Below are 15,556 nucleotides of genomic sequence, written 5' to 3'. Positions count from 1 at the left end.
GGATCCGGTCCCGAAGCGGTCACGGTCAGGACTCGGAAAGGGTTTGAGAGGGTGGGGGCATGAATGCGGACACGCGTACCGGCCATGTCGTCGTCATCGGAGGCGGGATCTCGGGACTCGCAGCGGCCCACGAGCTGCTCGGCACCGGGGTCGCGGTGACGGTCCTCGAGGGCTCCGGCCGGGTGGGCGGGAAGCTTCACGCCGGTGAGATCGAAGGTGTACGGGTCGATCTCGGCGCCGAGTCGATGCTCGCCCGGCGCCCCGAAGCGGTCGCGCTGGCGCGCGCGGTGGGGCTCGGAACCGCCTTGCAGCCTCCCGCCACGAGCAGCGCCCGCCTGTGGAACCGCGGTGAACTCACGCCGATGCCCAAGGGGCATGTGATGGGTGTTCCCGCCGACGCCGCCGGGCTCGGGGGCGTTCTGTCCGAAGAGGGACTCCGCCGGATCGGCCGGGACCGCGAACTGCCGCCCACCGGGATCGGCGATGACGTGGCGCTCGGCGAGTACGTCGCAGCCCGGATGGGCCGGGAGGTGGTGGACCGGCTGGTCGAACCGCTGCTCGGCGGGGTGTACGCGGGCGATGTCTACCGCACGTCGATGCGCGCCGCGGTCCCCGCGCTCTACGAGGCGGCACGCAGCCACTCCACCCTGGGGGAAGCGGTGCGGTCCGTCCAGCAGCGCGCCACCGCATCCGCCGCGCCGTCGGCCGCCCCGGTGTTCATGGGTCTGGACGGCGGGATCGGCACCCTGCCGACCGCCGTCGCCGACGCGGTCCGCGCGGGTGGCGGCGATGTCCGGCTGCACACACCGGTGCTGGGGCTCGGAAGGACAGCTGGCGGCTGGTGGATCCGCACCGACGACACCACGCTCGAGGCCGACGCCGTGGTCCTGGCGGTACCCGCCTGGTCGTCCTCGGAACTGCTCGCACGGGAGTCGCCGGCCGCTTCCGCCGAGCTGGCCGCCGTGGAGTATGCGTCGATGAGCCTGGTCACCCTGGCCTTCCGCCGTACCGAGCTGAGCCTCCCCGAAGGCTCGGGCTTCCTGGTACCACCGGTCGACGGGCGCACCATCAAGGCCGCCACCTTCTCCAGCCAGAAATGGTCCTGGTCCGACGCGGACCCGGAGCTCGCGGTGGTGCGCACCTCGCTCGGCCGCCACGGGGAAGAGGAACATCTGCACCGTGAGGACGCCGAACTCGTCGAGGCGTCCCTGCACGACCTGGCGTCCGCGACCGGGCTCACCGCGAAGCCGGTGGCATCCGATGTGACCCGGTGGATCGGTGGACTGCCGCAGTATCCCGTCGGGCACCCGGGCAGGGTCGCGCGGGTGCGGGAAGCCGTCGCGCTGCTGCCGGGCCTGCGGGTCTGCGGCGCGGCGTACGACGGTGTGGGCATTCCGGCCTGTATTGCGAGCGCTCAGCGGGCTGCGAACGAGATCACAGCAACCCTGGCGTCGGGCACCGTCCGTGACGCGGGACAATAGCCGCATGACTGATGCTCCGGAGACCTCGACATCGCCCAAGGCCCCCAACGCCGGCAAGAAGGCCAGGGACCTCAATGACGTTGTCCGCTACACACTGTGGTCCGTCTTCAAGCTCCGGGACGTGCTCCCTGACGACACCGACCGGGCCGGCTACGCCGACGAGGTCCAGGGGCTGTTCGACCGGCTCGCCGCCCGGGACGTCACCGTGCGCGGTACCTACGACGTCTCCGGACTGCGCGCCGATGCCGACCTGATGATCTGGTGGCACGCGGAGACCTCCGACGAGCTGCAGTCCGCTTACAACCTCTTCCGCCGCACCCGGCTCGGCCGGGCGCTGGAGCCGGTCTGGTCGAACATGGCCCTGCACCGTCCCGCCGAGTTCAACAAGTCGCACATCCCGGCGTTCCTCGCGGACGAGACACCCCGCGACTACATTTCCGTGTACCCCTTCGTGCGCTCCTACGAGTGGTACCTGCTGGCCGACGCGGACCGCCGGAGGCTCCTTGCCGAGCACGGCAAGATGGCCCGCGACTACCCGGACGTGCGCGCCAACACGGTCGCCTCGTTCTCACTCGGCGACTATGAGTGGCTGCTGGCCTTCGAGGCCGACGAGCTCTACCGCATCGTCGACCTGATGCGTCATCTGCGCGGTTCCGAGACGCGTATGCACGTACGCGAGGAGGTCCCGTTCTACACCGGCCGGCGCAAGTCGGTCGCCGACCTGGTGGCCGGGCTCGCCTAGACGGACCTACCGTCGAGGCGGCTCCGGCCGACCATGACCCGGAAGATCAGACAGCAGGGTGCGGCCGCGGCTGCGTCCGCTTGTCCAGCGACACCGGGTCCGGCAGCGGGTGCGGCGCGCATGATGCGCGCCGCACCGGCGTCCGCCCCTTCAGCAGATAGTCGTCGACATAACGGTCGATGCACTTGTTGCGGCCACCGGCGACACCATGGGTCCCGGCGCCCCGCTCCGTGACCAGAGCCGACCCGGCCAGCCGCCGCTGGAGTTCCAGCGCCCCCGGGTAGGGGGTGGCGGCGTCCCGTTCGGCGGCCAGGATCAGCGTCGGCGGCAGAGCGCCGGACGGGCTGCGTACATCGAGTACCCGCTGCTGCGGCGCGGGCCAGTAGGCGCACGGCAGATTCATCCAGACGTTGTCCCAGGTCTCGAACGGCGCCCGGCGCGCGATCGCGCTGTTGTCGTCGTCCCAGACCCGCCAGTCGGTCGGCCAGGCTGCGTCGTTGCACTCCACCGCCGTATAGACCGCGGCGCCGTTCTCGTCGCTCTTCGCGGCCGCCGGATCCGGCGCGGCCAGCTTGATCAGCGGTTTGGGCTTGCCCCGCAGATACTGCGAGAGCGCCTTGGCGCTGGCCGGCCAGGCGGCGTCCGTGTACCCGGTGCGCAAGAAGGCGCCCTGCAGCTGCGCGGTGCCCACGTGTCCCGCCGGCCGGCGGGCGATCCTGGCACGTGCCGTCTCGTAACTGCTCAGCACGGCACCGGCGGTCCTCCCGAGGTGGTACGTGCCGTCGTACCGGGCGACCCAGCTGCGGAAGTCCCGCCAGCGCCGCTCGAAGGCGATCGACTGGTCGAGATTGTCGCCGTACCAGATCTGGCCGGGGGAGGGATCGACCACCGAGTCGAAGATCATCCGGCGCACATGTGAGGGGAAGAGCGTCGCGTAGAGGGCCCCGAAGTAGGTGCCGTAGGAGGCGCCCATGAAGGTGATCCTCCGCTCGCCCAGAGCGGCCCGCAGGACGTCCAGGTCGCGGGCGTTGTTCAGCGAGGTGTAGTGCCGGAGTGCGGGCCCCGACCGGCGGGCGCAACCCAGCGCGTAGGCCCGGGCCGCGGCGATCCGCTCGTGCTTGTACGCCTCGGACGGATGGACCGGAGACGCGGTGGGGGCCTTGGCGTACACGGCGGGGTCCTGGCAGGAGAGCGGCGCCGAGCGGCCGACGCCACGCGGTGAGTAGCCCACGAAGTCGTAGGCCGCCGCGATCGGCTTCCAGGCGGCGAGCGCGGCCGCCTTCGGGAAGTACATGCTGGTGGCCCCGGGTCCGCCGGGATTGTAGATCAGCGCACCCTGGTGGGCCTTTCTGCTGCCGGTGGCGAGCGAGTGGCTGACGGTCAGTGAGAGCTGCCTCCCGTCGGGATGCCGGTAGTCGAGCGGAACCTCGAAGGTGCCGCACCGCGCGGACTCGGGCAGTTTCTCCGCCTTCGGGCAGCGGCCCCAGCCGATCCCGGCGGCGGACGCGCGCGCCGCGGCGACCGCTGATCCCGCGGTCTCCTCGGCGGTGGTGGTGAGGCCGCCCCGCGGGGCGGCCGCGTGGCCGGGTGGTGCGGCGCCCAGAGTGGACAGCGCGGAGAGGACCAGAACTCCGGCGGTTCCGTACAGCGCGACTGCCTTCATGGGCTTCCCTTCGTACAACACCTGGACAAAGGGGATAATCAGTGCGGCAGTTGACGTTGTAAAGCACCGTCCGCCGGTGTCGTGGTCATTGACCCCGATGAGTCGGCCGGCCGCTCAGCAGAGCCGCCCGCAGCTGCGGGTCGTCGACGGCGGTCGGCCCGCGCACCGCGACGGCGGTCAGAGAGGCCCTGTCGCCGCCGGTTTCCGCCCGGACCAGCTTGTCCAGCAGCCGTTGCCCGAGCGGAGACGCCCACTTCGTGCAGGGGTGGATCTCGATCCTGGCGATGGCGAGACAGCCCAGCAGGAGGGCCAGCGGCAGCGAGAACCAGGCGGCGATCATTCCCGCCTCCGCAGTTCCTCCGTCCAGCAGCAGCGCGGCGACGGACGCCGCGAGAACGACCAGGATCGCGCCGCGCACCCGGCTCATGGCTGCGCCGACACCCGTTCTCGCCGCGTCGGGGACGGCCAGGCCGGCGCGGACCAGACGGTCGGCCAGCGTGCGCACCGCTTCGGTGGCGGCTGCCGCGGAGCGCACCGCCGCTGTCCTGGCCTGGCCTGCCGGGCCTACGGCGCCGATCACGGAGCGCTCCAGATCGTCCCGGCCGTCGGGGTCCACCACGGTGGTCCAGCCGGTGTGCGCGAGCAGCAGCCGGCGTGCCCGGTGCATCGAGACGAGCGTCAGATCGGTGACCCGGTGAGGGCCTCCCGCGAGGAAGGCCGCCTCGTACAGGGTCAGCGTCTGACCGTGGTGTGCGGCGCCTTCGGACGGCTGCCGGGCGGCTTCGGCCGCGGCGAGACAGAGCCGGCCGCAGGAGATGCCGGCGGCAGCCCACGCGGCCAGCAGAAAGATGACCCAGTACATGACAGATTTCTATGTGACCTGGTAGCGCGGCGCCACGGGATTTCACCCTGTGGACATGCGCTCACGCCCCGGTGGCCGTCGCCGGTGTGTCGGCGCGGGGAAGCCGCCGGGTGCCCCGCGGGTTGCCCGTCAGCCTGGCCCTGGCGGCGCGGGCGATGCGCGTCGTTCTGGTCGGGGGGCGAGGAGCGGCCCGCTCCTCCCACCAGAGGGTGAGCCGGCGACGTACCGCGGCATCGGCAGGGCGGCCGGTGCTCAGCATGTGCTCCGCGAAGTCCAGTGCGTCGCGACGATAGCCACCGCGCATCGGGCGGGACCTGGCGTACGAGAGAAACGCCTGCCGGTAGCCCGCACCGAGCAGTCCGGGCAGCTCCGGAGCGACTTTCGCGACGACATCGGCGCGCTTGGCCGCCAGCGAACGGCTCTGCACGCTCAGTCGCCGACTGTCGAAGCCCTCGGGTGCGGGAGTGCCGGCGACCAGAGCGGACAGCAGCGAGGTCTCGGCCAGTGCGAGCCGCTGCCGGGCCTGGCCGGAAACGGCACCCACCGGTGCCGCCGGGTGGCTGCTCCGCACGCTGCCGGGCGCCGGACGCCGTACCGACAGGGTCTCCCGTATCGCGGTCAGTTCGTGTGCCAGTTCCGCGGTGGGCGGGAAGGCGTCGTCGCGCTCCAGCAGCACGCCCGGCGGGTCGACCCTGGTACGCAGCAGCGACAGCACGTCCAGCACCGACGCGGTCACCGGGTGCGCGTGGGTGTCGTGCCAGACGCCGTCCTTCTCCACACCGCCCGCGACATGGACATAGGCGATGGCCTCGACGGGGAGTTCGTCCAGTGCGGCCGCCGGGTCCTCACCTCGGTTGACGTGGTTGGTGTGCAGATTGGCCACATCGATCAGCAGACGTACACCGGTGCGGTCCACCAGTTCCGCCAGGAACTGACCCTCGGTCAGTTCCTCTCCGGGCCAGGAGATCAGGGCGGCGATGTTCTCCAGCGCCAGCGGTACGGGCAGCGAGTCCTGCGCGATGCGCACGTTCTCGCACAGCACATGCAGCGCGTCCCAGGTGCGCGGGACCGGCAGCAGATGACCGGCCTCCAGATCCGGCGACGCCGTCATCGGCCCGCCGGCCCTGACGAACGCGATGTGCTCCGTCACCAGCGGGGACTCCAGGCAGAGCGCGCGCGCCGCCAGGGCTTCCAGCCGGCCCGCGTCCGGCCGGTCCGCGCCCCCGATACCCAGCGACACACCGTGCGGTACCACCGTGACACCGCGCTCGCGCAGACGCAGCAGAGAGTCGGGAAGATGGCCGGGGCAGAGATTCTCCGCTACCGCCTCGACCCAGTCGATACCGGGCAGTTCCTCCACCGCGGCGGCGATCTCCGGCCGCCAGCCGATTCCGATTCCCAGATGCTTCACGCTGTCCCCCTCCGCCGCCGCTTGCCGTGGTGTGTGCAGGGGTGATGACCCCGGGAAGTCGCGCCCAATCCACGCCCGGGGACGTTCAGAGCTTCATTTGAGGTTCGTGGCAGGTGCCTCCGGAGCTCCCGCCGACCGGCATTCCACCGTGCGTCCTCGGCTGTACGCCCCTGCCTCCGGCATCGAACCCGTCGGGAGAGACCGATGCGGGGGCGCCGAAGGGCCGCGGCTACGACCGTCGTTCGCGCGGGAGCGGGCAGAAGCGGCTGCCGCCCTCGACGGCGACGGTCGGCCCCGGCGCGATCTCCGTGAAGCCGGCGTCCACCACCACGGGCAGGTCGCTCGCGGTGAGTTGCCGCCAGCGGTCCGGGGCCGCGGTCCGTACCGAGAGCGGGAAGCCGGCCGCGCGCCACGCGTCGCGCTCGGCGCCGGACAGGTCCCACCAGGCGATCTGCGCCCCATGACCGGTCTGCGCCATCGACTTGCCGGCCGACATGGTGACATCCGGGTTCAGCCACAGCACGGGCGCTGTGGGACCGGGCGCCGGCGGACCCACCGGGTCCGCCAGATCCGTCCCGCTGACCTGGAGCTTCGCCAGCTCCTTCGGCCAGCCGTCCAGCGGGACCGGCGGGAACACCCGTACCTCGGCGGTGTCTCCGACGACCGTGATGCCGGGGAGCGCCGATGCCTTTCGCCATTCCGCGCCGCGCGCTCGCCGTACGACCTTGCGGATCCGGGCGTCCTGCCAGTCGCGGATCAGCTGCGCCCACTCGCCGTCGCCCAGCGACCGCTCGTCCGACAGCATCACCAGCACGGCCCGGGCCGCCGTCTCCAGTGCGTCGGTACGGGCCGGCGGATCGGCCTTCTCGATGTGCACCACCAGCGGAAGAACGTACTGCGGGGCCTCGTCGCGTGCCGTCGGCTCCGCGCGGAAGGGACTGTCGTTGCTGCTCACATCGCCAGTTTGCCAGCCTGTGACGCGGGAGTTCTTGGCGGAGGGGGACCCTCCGGGTGAGGATGCACACCATGAAGAGCGATCTTTTCCAGACCGAGAACATGGCGCAGCAGGCGGCCACCCCCGGGATGACCCTGCAGAACACCAAATCGATCAAGTACGCCGTCAACGGTGACATGCTGGCGCGGCAGGGGGCAATGATCGCCTACCGGGGAACGCTGCAGTTCGAGCGCAAGGGGCAGGGCATCGGCGGGATGCTCAAGCGCGCCGTCACCGGTGAGGGGCTGCCGCTGATGTCGGTCACCGGACAGGGGGAGGCCTGGTTCGCGCACGAGGCGGCGAACTGCTTCATAGTCGACGTGGACCAGGGCGACTCGCTCACCATCAACGGGCGCAACGTCCTGTGCTTCGACTCCACCCTCTCCTACGAGATCAGGACGGTGAAGGGTGCGGGCATCACCGGCGGCGGGATCTTCAACAGTGTCTTCACCGGATACGGCAGGCTCGGCCTGATCTGCGAGGGCAGCCCCATCGTCATCCCGGTCACCCCGCAGCAGCCGGTCTACGTCGACACGGACGCGGTCGTCGGCTGGTCCACCCATCTGCAGACGTCTCTGCACCGCTCCCAGTCGATCGGCTCGATGATCCGCGGCGGCTCGGGAGAGGCGGTCCAGCTGATGCTCCAGGGTGAGGGATTCGTGATCGTGCGGCCCAGCGAGGCGAAGCCCGAGCGGGCGCAGCAGCACTGAGGCTGCAACGCGTCGGCCGTCGTTGCGGCGTGCACGGCCGCCGGGTGCTGCGCGGGGTGCATCGCGAGCTCCTGAGCGGCCCCCGGCCCGTGTCAGGGGAACGAACGGAGCAGGGGAATCCACCCTGTTGAGGCTCATCGCCGGTCAGAGGGGCGAACGTGCGCTCCACGAAGCAGCGTTGGCCCCCCAGGCCGGAGCCGTGGCCGGTGCCCCGGCGGGCGATCAGCTGCCTCACGCCGTAGACCCCGGACGAGGCGGCGGCACGTGTCGTGGTCGCAGCCGCGATCGGCCCGCGTCACGTCCGGGCGGAGCCGGGGCCGACCCCGTGCGCCAGGACCGGCGGGACGGCGTGGAGGAGCGGGGTCAGCCGGGTGACGGCGCGGTAGCCACCGGTCAACGTGCAGTACCTTTCGGCACCTTCCTGGCCGACGCCGGACGGTGGACCACCGTCTGCCCGTTCTCGTGACGACCTGGTGCCCGCCCCCACGTACCGCACCCTGCCCGCTGACAGCAGCTGTTCCGGCCGAAAAGCGGAACCTGGCATCAAGCCGATGGCGGAGATCGTCATGTTTGTGTCCTTGCTGCCAGAAGACCCTGCGGCCATGATGAACAGGTGACTCAACGGCGCGTCGTCTTCCTCGTCTATCCACGATTTCAGGTGCTGGACCTGGCGGGACCGCATGAGGTGTTCGCGCAGACGCAGCGGTGGGTGCCCGAGGGAGAGGGCTATGCCCTTGAGATCGTCGGGGGCCGGGCCGGAGCGATGCGGGCCTGTCACGGAATCGACGTGGTGGCCGGCAGTGGCGTCCAGCAGTGTGAGGGACCGCTGGACACGCTGGTGGTCGTCGGTGGACCGGGCGATCGCGAGGCGGTGGACGATGAAGAGCTTGTCGGCTGGGTCAGGGAGGCGGCCGGCCGGGCCCGGCGGGTCGCCGCCGTGTGTACGGGCGCGTTCCTGCTCGCGCGGGCCGGGCTGCTCGACGGACGGCGCGCGGTGACGCACTGGGCGGCCTGCGAGCGGCTGGCCCACGAGCACCCGGACGTCACGGTCACCCCGGACCAGATCTTCGTACACGACGGGGCGGTGTGGACATCCGCCGGAATCACGGCGGGGATGGACCTGGCGCTTGCCATGGTCGAGGAGGATCACGGCCCCGAGATCTCCCGGGCGGTCGCGCGGATGCTGGTCATGTTCGTCCAGCGCCCCGGCGGCCAAGCGCAGTTCAGCACCCAGCTCGCCGCGCAGCGGCCTACGCGCAAGCCGCTGCGGGACGTTCAGGCATGGGTCGCCGACCACCTCGCCGACGACCTGACCGTCCGGGTGCTCGCCGAACGGGCCGGTATGAGCGAGCGCAACTTCACCCGGGTGTTCCGCACCGAGACCGGAATCACCCCGGCCGCCTACGTGGAGACCGTCCGCGTCGAGGCTGCCCGGGCTCTACTGGAGACGACGGACACCACGATCGACGCGATAGCCCGAGTCTGCGGCTTCGGTTTCGCCGAGACCCTGCACCGCCGCTTCAAAAGCACCCTGGGCGTCACACCGGGCCAGTATCGTCACCACTTTTCCAGAGCACGGTGAACGGGCGCCCGGATCCGGTCGTCGCGCCGAGAAGCCCGGGTGCCACCGGCACGTCTCCTCGATCACCTTCGGGCGCTGCGGGTTGTGGAGCACCGTCGACCCTTCGCTGACCCGGACACCGACCTCGCCGTGCAACCGCACAGGTTCATGGACTTGACCGGGTCGGGGTCGGTGAATGCCGAGCTCTTGGAGGTGCTTGGTGGTACAGACCACGGTCACGGCTGAGCAACCAGGTCGGCATAAGTTCCATCCCACTTCGTAGCCGGACCACATCGCCTGGCTGATACCAAGAAGCAGGTTATGCATGGCAGACTTGTCAGGTTGCGACGGCAGCGGCGTCGCGGCAGCTCCTTTCCGGGTGCTCGGGCCGCTTGAGGTGAGCGGCGAGCTGGGGGCCGTAACCGTGGCACCGGGGCGTCAAGAGATCGTTCTCGGGGCTCTGGTGCTCCAAATGAACCGGGTGGTGGAGACGACCCATCTGGTCGATGTCATCTGGGCTCACCATCCGCCGAAAACCGCACGTGCCCAAGTGCAGATCTGCATCTCCCGTCTCCGCAAGGCACTTTCGGGCGGGGGAGTCGATGCCACCATCGAGACCCGCGCCCGCGGGTACATCCTGAGGGCGCCGGAGGACGCGACCGACGTCGGCAACTTCCGCCGCCTGGTGGCAGAGGCGCATGCTCTGGACCGTGATGGTCTGAAGATGCCCGCGGTGGAAACGCTTCGCTCGGCGATAGGCCTGTGGCGGGGGCGGTGCCTGACCGGCGTACCCAGCGAAGTCCTGGCCGGTACGGCAGCCCAGTTGGACGAGAGCCGCCTGGAAGCGGTGGAGACCAGCATGCGGCTGTTGCTGGAGCTGGGCCGCCACGAGCACCTGGTCTGCGAGCTGATGCAGCTTGTCGCCGACCATCCGCTGCGTGAGCGGCTGCGGGGGCACCTCATGGTCGCGTTGCACCGTTCGGGCCGGCAGGCGGAAGCACTGGATACCTACCACCAGGGCCGCGCGTTACTCACCGAGGAACTGGGCCTGGACCCGGGCAGGGAACTGCGGGACCTGGCGCAAGCAATCCTGACCGACGACCCCGGCCTGGCAGTCGCCGAACAACCCGGACCGCGTGCCGTCGTGGCACCGCACGTCTCTCCATCGCCGCAAGAGCCCGGTGCCGATCCCGACCCCGTCGTCGCCCCTCGGCAACTGCGGGCCGACATCGGCGATTTCGTGGCCGACGACACGATCGTTTCAGCGATCTGTGACGCGGTGACCGAGGGCCAGGGAAAGCGGCCGCTGAGCGTGGCCCTGGTGCTCGGCGGGCCCGGCGTCGGCAAGAGCACGCTGGCCACGCACGTGGCCCACCGACTGGCAACCGAGTACTTCCCGGACGGACAGCTCTACTGCGACCTCCGAGGGCTGGGCGGTCAACCGTTGGACCCCGCTCAGGCGTTGGAGCGATTCCTCCGAGCACTGGGCGTACCCGGCGAGGCCATCCCCGATTCGCTCGACGAGTGCGCGGAGATGTACCGCAGTCTGCTGGCCGACCGCCGGATCCTGGTGTTGCTTGACGACGCGGTGAGCGAGTCGCAGGTGATGCCGCTGCTGCCCGGAACCGGCAGCAGCGGCGTGCTGGTCACCAGCCGCAGCCTGCTCACGGCGTTGCCGGGTACACGCCGGTTCGACCTGGAGCCGCTGAGCCCGGAGCAGGCCCTCCGGCTGCTCGGACGGATCATCGGGGAGCGCCGGGTCCAGGGTGAGGCGGATGCAGCGCGGGTCCTCATACGCCTGGTGGGCGGGCTGCCGCTCGCGCTGCGTATCATCGGCGCACGTCTGGCCGCGCGCCCGCACTGGTCACTGGCCTCCCTGTGGAAGCGGCTTGAGAACGAGCACCGCAGGCTGGACGAGCTGGCACACGGCGAGCTGTCGATCCGGGCCAGTCTTTCGCTCAGTTACGACGGCCTGGCGGCAGCCGACCGCCGCCTGTTGTGTCTGCTCAGCCTGGCCGAAGGAACGGTGATTCCGAGCTGGCTGGGTGCCGCCCTCGTCGACGACCGCACGCTGCGCCCCAGTGACCTCCTGGAACCGCTCATCGACATGCGGCTGCTCGACATCACGGCCATGGACCAGTGCGGGGAGATCCGGTACGGACTGTCGCCGATCGTGCGGACGTTCACGTACGAACGGATGGCCGCGGAGATTCCCGAGGCAGAACGTCTCGGTGCGGTGCGGCGTATGGTCGGTGGCTGGCTGGCGCTCGCTGAGCGGGCGCACAAGGAGATCTACGGCGGTACGTACACGCTCGTGTCCGGCCGGGCCGAACGGTGGCATCCGCCGGAGGACCTCGTCCGGCCGTGCCTACGCGACCCGCTCGGGTGGCTGGAGAGCGAGCAGACCAACCTTGTGAGCGCGGTGGAGCTGGCGGCCCGGTTCGGGCTCGACGAGTTGTGCTGGGAGTTGGCCACCACTCTGGTAACGCTGTTCGAGGCCCGTGGCTATCCCGACCTCTGGGAGCGCACACACCGGACAGCGCTGACTGCGGTACAGGAGGCCGGCAACCAACGGGGCCAGGCGGCGGTTCTCGGCTCCTTGGGGACCCTGCACCTGCATCGGAGCGAGCATGAGGCAGCAGGCCCTTACCTCAGCGCCGCGCTGGTGATGTTCGAGCGGATGGGTGAGGAAGGCGGGCAGGCGCTCTGCCTGCGTGACCTGGCGCGCATCGAGCGGCACCACGGTGACGACGACCGGGCACTGGCCCTTTACGAGAGGGCCGAGCGCCACTTCGTGCAGGCGGAGGACGTCATCGGTCGCGCGTACGTGCTCGGCGAGATGGCGCACATCACGATGCGGCGTGCGGACTTCACGCGAACCCGTTCCTGTCTCGACGAGGCCCTCGGCATCTGCCGGTCGACCGGCTTCGACCGGGGTCAAGCCCTCGTGCTGCGGCGGTTGGGCCAGATGCTGACGTACCAGCAGCAGTACGAGGCGGCGGAACGGACCCTGCTGGAAGTTCTCGCCATGGTCAGGGCGAGCGGCGATGTGGTCGGGGAAGGGTATGTGCTGCACGACCTCGGCCGCGTCAACGTCGATCTGTGTCGCGTGGAACAGGCCGTCGCGTACTACTCGCAATCGGCCGGGATCCGGGAGCGGATCCTGGATCACACTGGGGCCGCTGCCGTACGGGCCGACATCGTTGCTCTCCTGGCCAGGCCCGTGACGCCGGTCAGCTGACCCCATCCGGCGGTCGGCCGGTCACGTCCAGGGCGTGTTGTCGGTGGTCGGTCCGTCGGCAGATGTCATGGCGGCCGGCAACTTCTTGACGTTCATCTCTGCTCTCCTTCGATGGGCCATTCGTCTCGCAACCCGCTTCGTGATCCGTGCGGCGTTGCTGGAACCAGCGTTGGCCAGGTGCCCATCGCGGCCGCATGCCGTCGCTATCACCGTCTTATCCCGGTCCTGTCCGCCGTGGATGTTCCAGGATGCCGGGCCGATAGGGCGACACCGGAGATTGGGTCCTGCCGACCTCGGCGCCCCTCCAGGGGACGGCCCTCAAGGAGTAGTCCAATGGCAGCAGTGACCCGGGACGCGGTGATGCCCGTCCTGTCAGGCGCCCCGCGACCCGAACCGCAGCACAGCACGGGTCTCCCCGCGACAGCAGTGTCAGACCTCGTCGGGGAGTTCCCCCGGAAGAGGAAGCGCGAGAACCACGAGTTCCGGGGTGCCGTGCAAAAGGTCCCCCGAAGGGTATTGCAGCCGCGCACCGGGCACGTGCTGGACCGATTCGGCCTCGGCCTCGGAGGCGGAGGCGGAGGCGGACGCGAGGGGCGAGACGTATGCGCGCGGCATCAAGCGGTGACCGCACCTGGCACGGGGCCTGATCGAGGACGCCCGGGTGCTGTTCCTGGAGGAGCCGGCCGTCCACGTGGGCCCGGGTGCCGCCCGCGAATACCACGAGCTGCGCCTGAGATTACTGAAGCGCCATCACAGCGCCTGGCTGTTGATGCTTCAACGCTGTTCCTTCCGACGGCAGTCGGACGCAATACGACCCACATGCCGAACGAATTCCGCGCAATGGTTCTGCCGGATCGATTGAACCGAGGTAGGTGACGATGAACCCGGATTTCTACTCGCGGGTCGCCGACGAGTTCGGCGAATACACCAGCGGGGGTCTGCGTACTGACGTCTTTCCGGACGGTGATCCGGAGGCAGCGTTCGACGAGCTGGCGAGGGGCCTTGGCGGTCCGGATGGCCGTCTGGTCGATGTCGGCTGCGCCGATGGGCGCAGCCTGCTGAGGATCGCCCCGGCGTTCGGCAGTGTGCTCGGCATCGACATGTCGGCCTCGATGCTGGAGTCCGCGGAGCGGAAGCGCGCGGAAGTGGGGCTGGGCAACGCCAGGTTCGAGCGGCGTGACGCTTCCCGTACCGGCCTTCCTGACGGGGAGGCCGACGTGCTCACCTCCCGGCGTGGGCCGTTGTTCCCGGGCGAGTTCCGCAGGGTGCTCAAGCCCGGCGGTCATCTGATCTACATGGGCATCGGCGAGACGGACGCCCGCGAGCTGAAGGAGTCCTTCGGCCGCGGCCAGCTCTACGGTCGCTGGGACGGCAGGCCGGTGATGGATGAGGTGGTGGAGGAGCTCACCGGGGCCGGTTTCACGGTGGTGCTGGAGAAGACCTTCCGGACCGAGGAGTTCTACCACTCGCCGGTCGAGCTCGACAGGTTCCTGCGCCAGGTGCCGATTTTCGAGGACTACGAATCGGCGGCGGACCGGGTTCCGTTCGAGCGCTATGTGGCATCGGCCGGCAGCGATGGTGGTGTCCGGCTCGACCGGCACTGGTTCGTGGTCCAGGCACGGAGGGCGGTATGACTGTCTTCGCCGATCTTGAGTCCGAGGTCCGCAGTTACAGCCGGATGTGGCCGGTGGTGTTCGACCGGGCGGAAGGCAGTCGGCTGTTCTCCGAGGACGGGCGGCCCTATCTGGATTTCTTCGCCGGTGCGGGTGCGCTCAACTACGGTCACAACAACGCCTTCCTGAAGCAGTCTCTGATGGACTACATCGCCCGGGACGGGGTCTCGCACGCGCTGGACATGTTCACCGTGGCGAGGCGGGACTTCCTCGACGCCTTCCAGGACCTGGTTCTGACGCCGCGAGGGCTGGAGTACAAGGTGGTGTTCCCCGGCCCTGGCGGTGCGAACGCGGTGGAGGCGGCTCTCAAGCTCGCCCGGCGGGTCACCGGACGGCAGTCGGTGGTGAGTTTCACCAACTCCTTCCACGGGATGACGTTGGGGGCCCTCGCGGTCAGCGGCAGCGCGGCGAAGCGTGCGGCCGCCGGCGTGGCTCTGACCTTGACGACCGCGATGCCCTACGACGGCTACCCGGGCCTCGGGGAAAACGGCCCGCGCCATCTTGACCGGCTTTTGTCGGACGGGGGCAGCGGGCTGGACCTGCCCGCTGCGGTCATCGTGGAGACCGTTCAGGGGGAGGGGGGGCTGAGGGCCGCCGACGCGGAATGGCTGCGCGACCTCGCCGGCGTGTGCAAACGGCACGAGGTGTTGCTCATCGTGGACGACGTCCAGATGGGCTGCGGCCGCACAGGATCGTTCTTCAGCTTCGAGGACGCCGGGATCACTCCCGACATGGTGTGTCTGTCCAAGTCCATCGGAGGGTTCGGCCTTCCTCTGGCTCTCACTCTCATCCGGCCGGAACTGGACGTCTGGAAACCGGGCGATCACAGCGGGACGTTCCGCGGTGTCAACGCGTCTTTCGTGACGGGAACGCAGGCCCTGCGCTCCTACTGGAGTGACGGGGCGCTGGAGAAGTCCACCCGCGCGCGAGGGGAGCGGATCGCGGCGGCTCTGGGCGCGATTGCCGTCGAGAACCCCGAGGCGGACCTGGAGGTCCGGGGCCGGGGGTTCGCGGCCGGGCTGCGGTTCGCCACGCCCGGCGCGGCCCGCGCGGTGTGCGCCGCAGCGTTCGAGAACGGCCTGCTCATGGAGACGTCCGGTGCGGCCTCGGACGTGGTGAAGCTGCTGCCCCCACTGACCATCACCGACGACGACCTGGACGAAGGTCTCAACATCATCCGTACATGCGTGGGCCCTGTGCTCGCGCGGAGCAAGTGAG

At 69.9% G+C, this 15,556-nt stretch carries 11 protein-coding genes; 7 read left to right on the top strand and 4 right to left on the bottom strand.

The features are described 5' to 3' along the window. Positions 1 to 59: 59 nt before the first annotated feature. Positions 60 to 1,481 (top strand): protoporphyrinogen oxidase, encoded by a 1,422-nt coding sequence (hemG, locus tag OHS16_RS05885; protein ID WP_328536105.1) that lies wholly within the window; start codon positions 60 to 62, stop codon positions 1,479 to 1,481. Between the two features lie 4 nt (positions 1,482 to 1,485). After that, positions 1,486 to 2,223 carry a hydrogen peroxide-dependent heme synthase gene (hemQ, locus tag OHS16_RS05880; protein WP_328536104.1) on the top strand — a complete coding sequence of 246 codons (738 nt, stop codon included), beginning with the start codon at positions 1,486 to 1,488 and terminating at the stop codon, positions 2,221 to 2,223. A 46-nt stretch (positions 2,224 to 2,269) separates the two neighbouring features. On the opposite strand, the gene OHS16_RS05875 is transcribed toward hemQ, so the two are convergent. From OHS16_RS05875 to OHS16_RS05860, 4 genes are all read right to left on the bottom strand, one after another. Then, positions 2,270 to 3,886 (bottom strand): alpha/beta hydrolase, encoded by a 1,617-nt coding sequence (locus OHS16_RS05875; protein WP_328536103.1) that lies wholly within the window; start codon positions 3,884 to 3,886, stop codon positions 2,270 to 2,272. Between the two features lie 85 nt (positions 3,887 to 3,971). Beyond that, entirely contained in the window at positions 3,972 to 4,748 is a 777-nt protein-coding gene (locus OHS16_RS05870) for a TIGR04222 domain-containing membrane protein (protein ID WP_328536102.1), read from the bottom strand. Between the two features lie 61 nt (positions 4,749 to 4,809). Continuing rightward, positions 4,810 to 6,159 carry a DUF692 domain-containing protein gene (locus OHS16_RS05865; RefSeq protein ID WP_328536101.1) on the bottom strand — a complete coding sequence of 450 codons (1,350 nt, stop codon included), beginning with the start codon at positions 6,157 to 6,159 and terminating at the stop codon, positions 4,810 to 4,812. Positions 6,160 to 6,388: 229 nt separating this feature from the next. Then, positions 6,389 to 7,114, bottom strand: a complete 726-nt coding sequence (locus OHS16_RS05860; protein ID WP_328536100.1) for a peptidyl-tRNA hydrolase — start codon at positions 7,112 to 7,114, stop codon at positions 6,389 to 6,391. A 71-nt stretch (positions 7,115 to 7,185) separates the two neighbouring features. Between OHS16_RS05860 and OHS16_RS05855 the strand changes: the two genes are divergently transcribed. From OHS16_RS05855 to ectB, 5 genes are all read left to right on the top strand, one after another. Next, positions 7,186 to 7,863, top strand: coding sequence for an AIM24 family protein (locus tag OHS16_RS05855; RefSeq protein ID WP_328536099.1), 678 nt, complete (start codon positions 7,186 to 7,188; stop codon positions 7,861 to 7,863). Positions 7,864 to 8,476: 613 nt separating this feature from the next. Then, positions 8,477 to 9,445, top strand: coding sequence for a GlxA family transcriptional regulator (locus tag OHS16_RS05845; protein ID WP_328536098.1), 969 nt, complete (start codon positions 8,477 to 8,479; stop codon positions 9,443 to 9,445). A 304-nt stretch (positions 9,446 to 9,749) separates the two neighbouring features. Next, complete coding sequence (locus OHS16_RS05840) at positions 9,750 to 12,665, top strand: AfsR/SARP family transcriptional regulator (RefSeq protein WP_328536097.1); 2,916 nt, start codon at positions 9,750 to 9,752, stop codon at positions 12,663 to 12,665. A gap of 878 nt (positions 12,666 to 13,543) precedes the next feature. Then, entirely contained in the window at positions 13,544 to 14,299 is a 756-nt protein-coding gene (locus OHS16_RS05835; RefSeq protein ID WP_328536096.1) for a class I SAM-dependent methyltransferase, read from the top strand. Next, positions 14,296 to 15,555 carry a diaminobutyrate--2-oxoglutarate transaminase gene (gene ectB, locus OHS16_RS05830; RefSeq protein WP_328536095.1) on the top strand — a complete coding sequence of 420 codons (1,260 nt, stop codon included), beginning with the start codon at positions 14,296 to 14,298 and terminating at the stop codon, positions 15,553 to 15,555. Before OHS16_RS05835 ends, ectB begins: the two co-directional genes overlap by 4 nt. Position 15,556 lies beyond the last annotated feature (1 nt).

The organism is Streptomyces sp. NBC_00344, assembly GCF_036088315.1.
Taxonomy (GTDB): Bacteria; Actinomycetota; Actinomycetes; order Streptomycetales; family Streptomycetaceae; genus Streptomyces.
This window is presented reverse-complemented; position numbering and strand designations above follow the sequence as displayed.

Excerpts from the sequence above, each read along its gene's own strand:
- OHS16_RS05870 (WP_328536102.1), bottom strand. The coding sequence starts at position 4,748 with ATGTACTGGGTCATCTTTCTGCTGGCCGCGTGGGCTGCCGCCGGCATC.
- OHS16_RS05875 (WP_328536103.1), bottom strand. The coding sequence starts at position 3,886 with ATGAAGGCAGTCGCGCTGTACGGAACCGCCGGAGTTCTGGTCCTCTCC.
- OHS16_RS05855 (WP_328536099.1), top strand. The coding sequence starts at position 7,186 with ATGAAGAGCGATCTTTTCCAGACCGAGAACATGGCGCAGCAGGCGGCC.
- OHS16_RS05840 (WP_328536097.1), top strand. The coding sequence starts at position 9,750 with ATGGCAGACTTGTCAGGTTGCGACGGCAGCGGCGTCGCGGCAGCTCCT.
- hemQ (WP_328536104.1), top strand. The coding sequence starts at position 1,486 with ATGACTGATGCTCCGGAGACCTCGACATCGCCCAAGGCCCCCAACGCC.
- ectB (WP_328536095.1), top strand. The coding sequence starts at position 14,296 with ATGACTGTCTTCGCCGATCTTGAGTCCGAGGTCCGCAGTTACAGCCGG.
- OHS16_RS05835 (WP_328536096.1), top strand. The coding sequence starts at position 13,544 with ATGAACCCGGATTTCTACTCGCGGGTCGCCGACGAGTTCGGCGAATAC.
- hemG (WP_328536105.1), top strand. The coding sequence starts at position 60 with ATGAATGCGGACACGCGTACCGGCCATGTCGTCGTCATCGGAGGCGGG.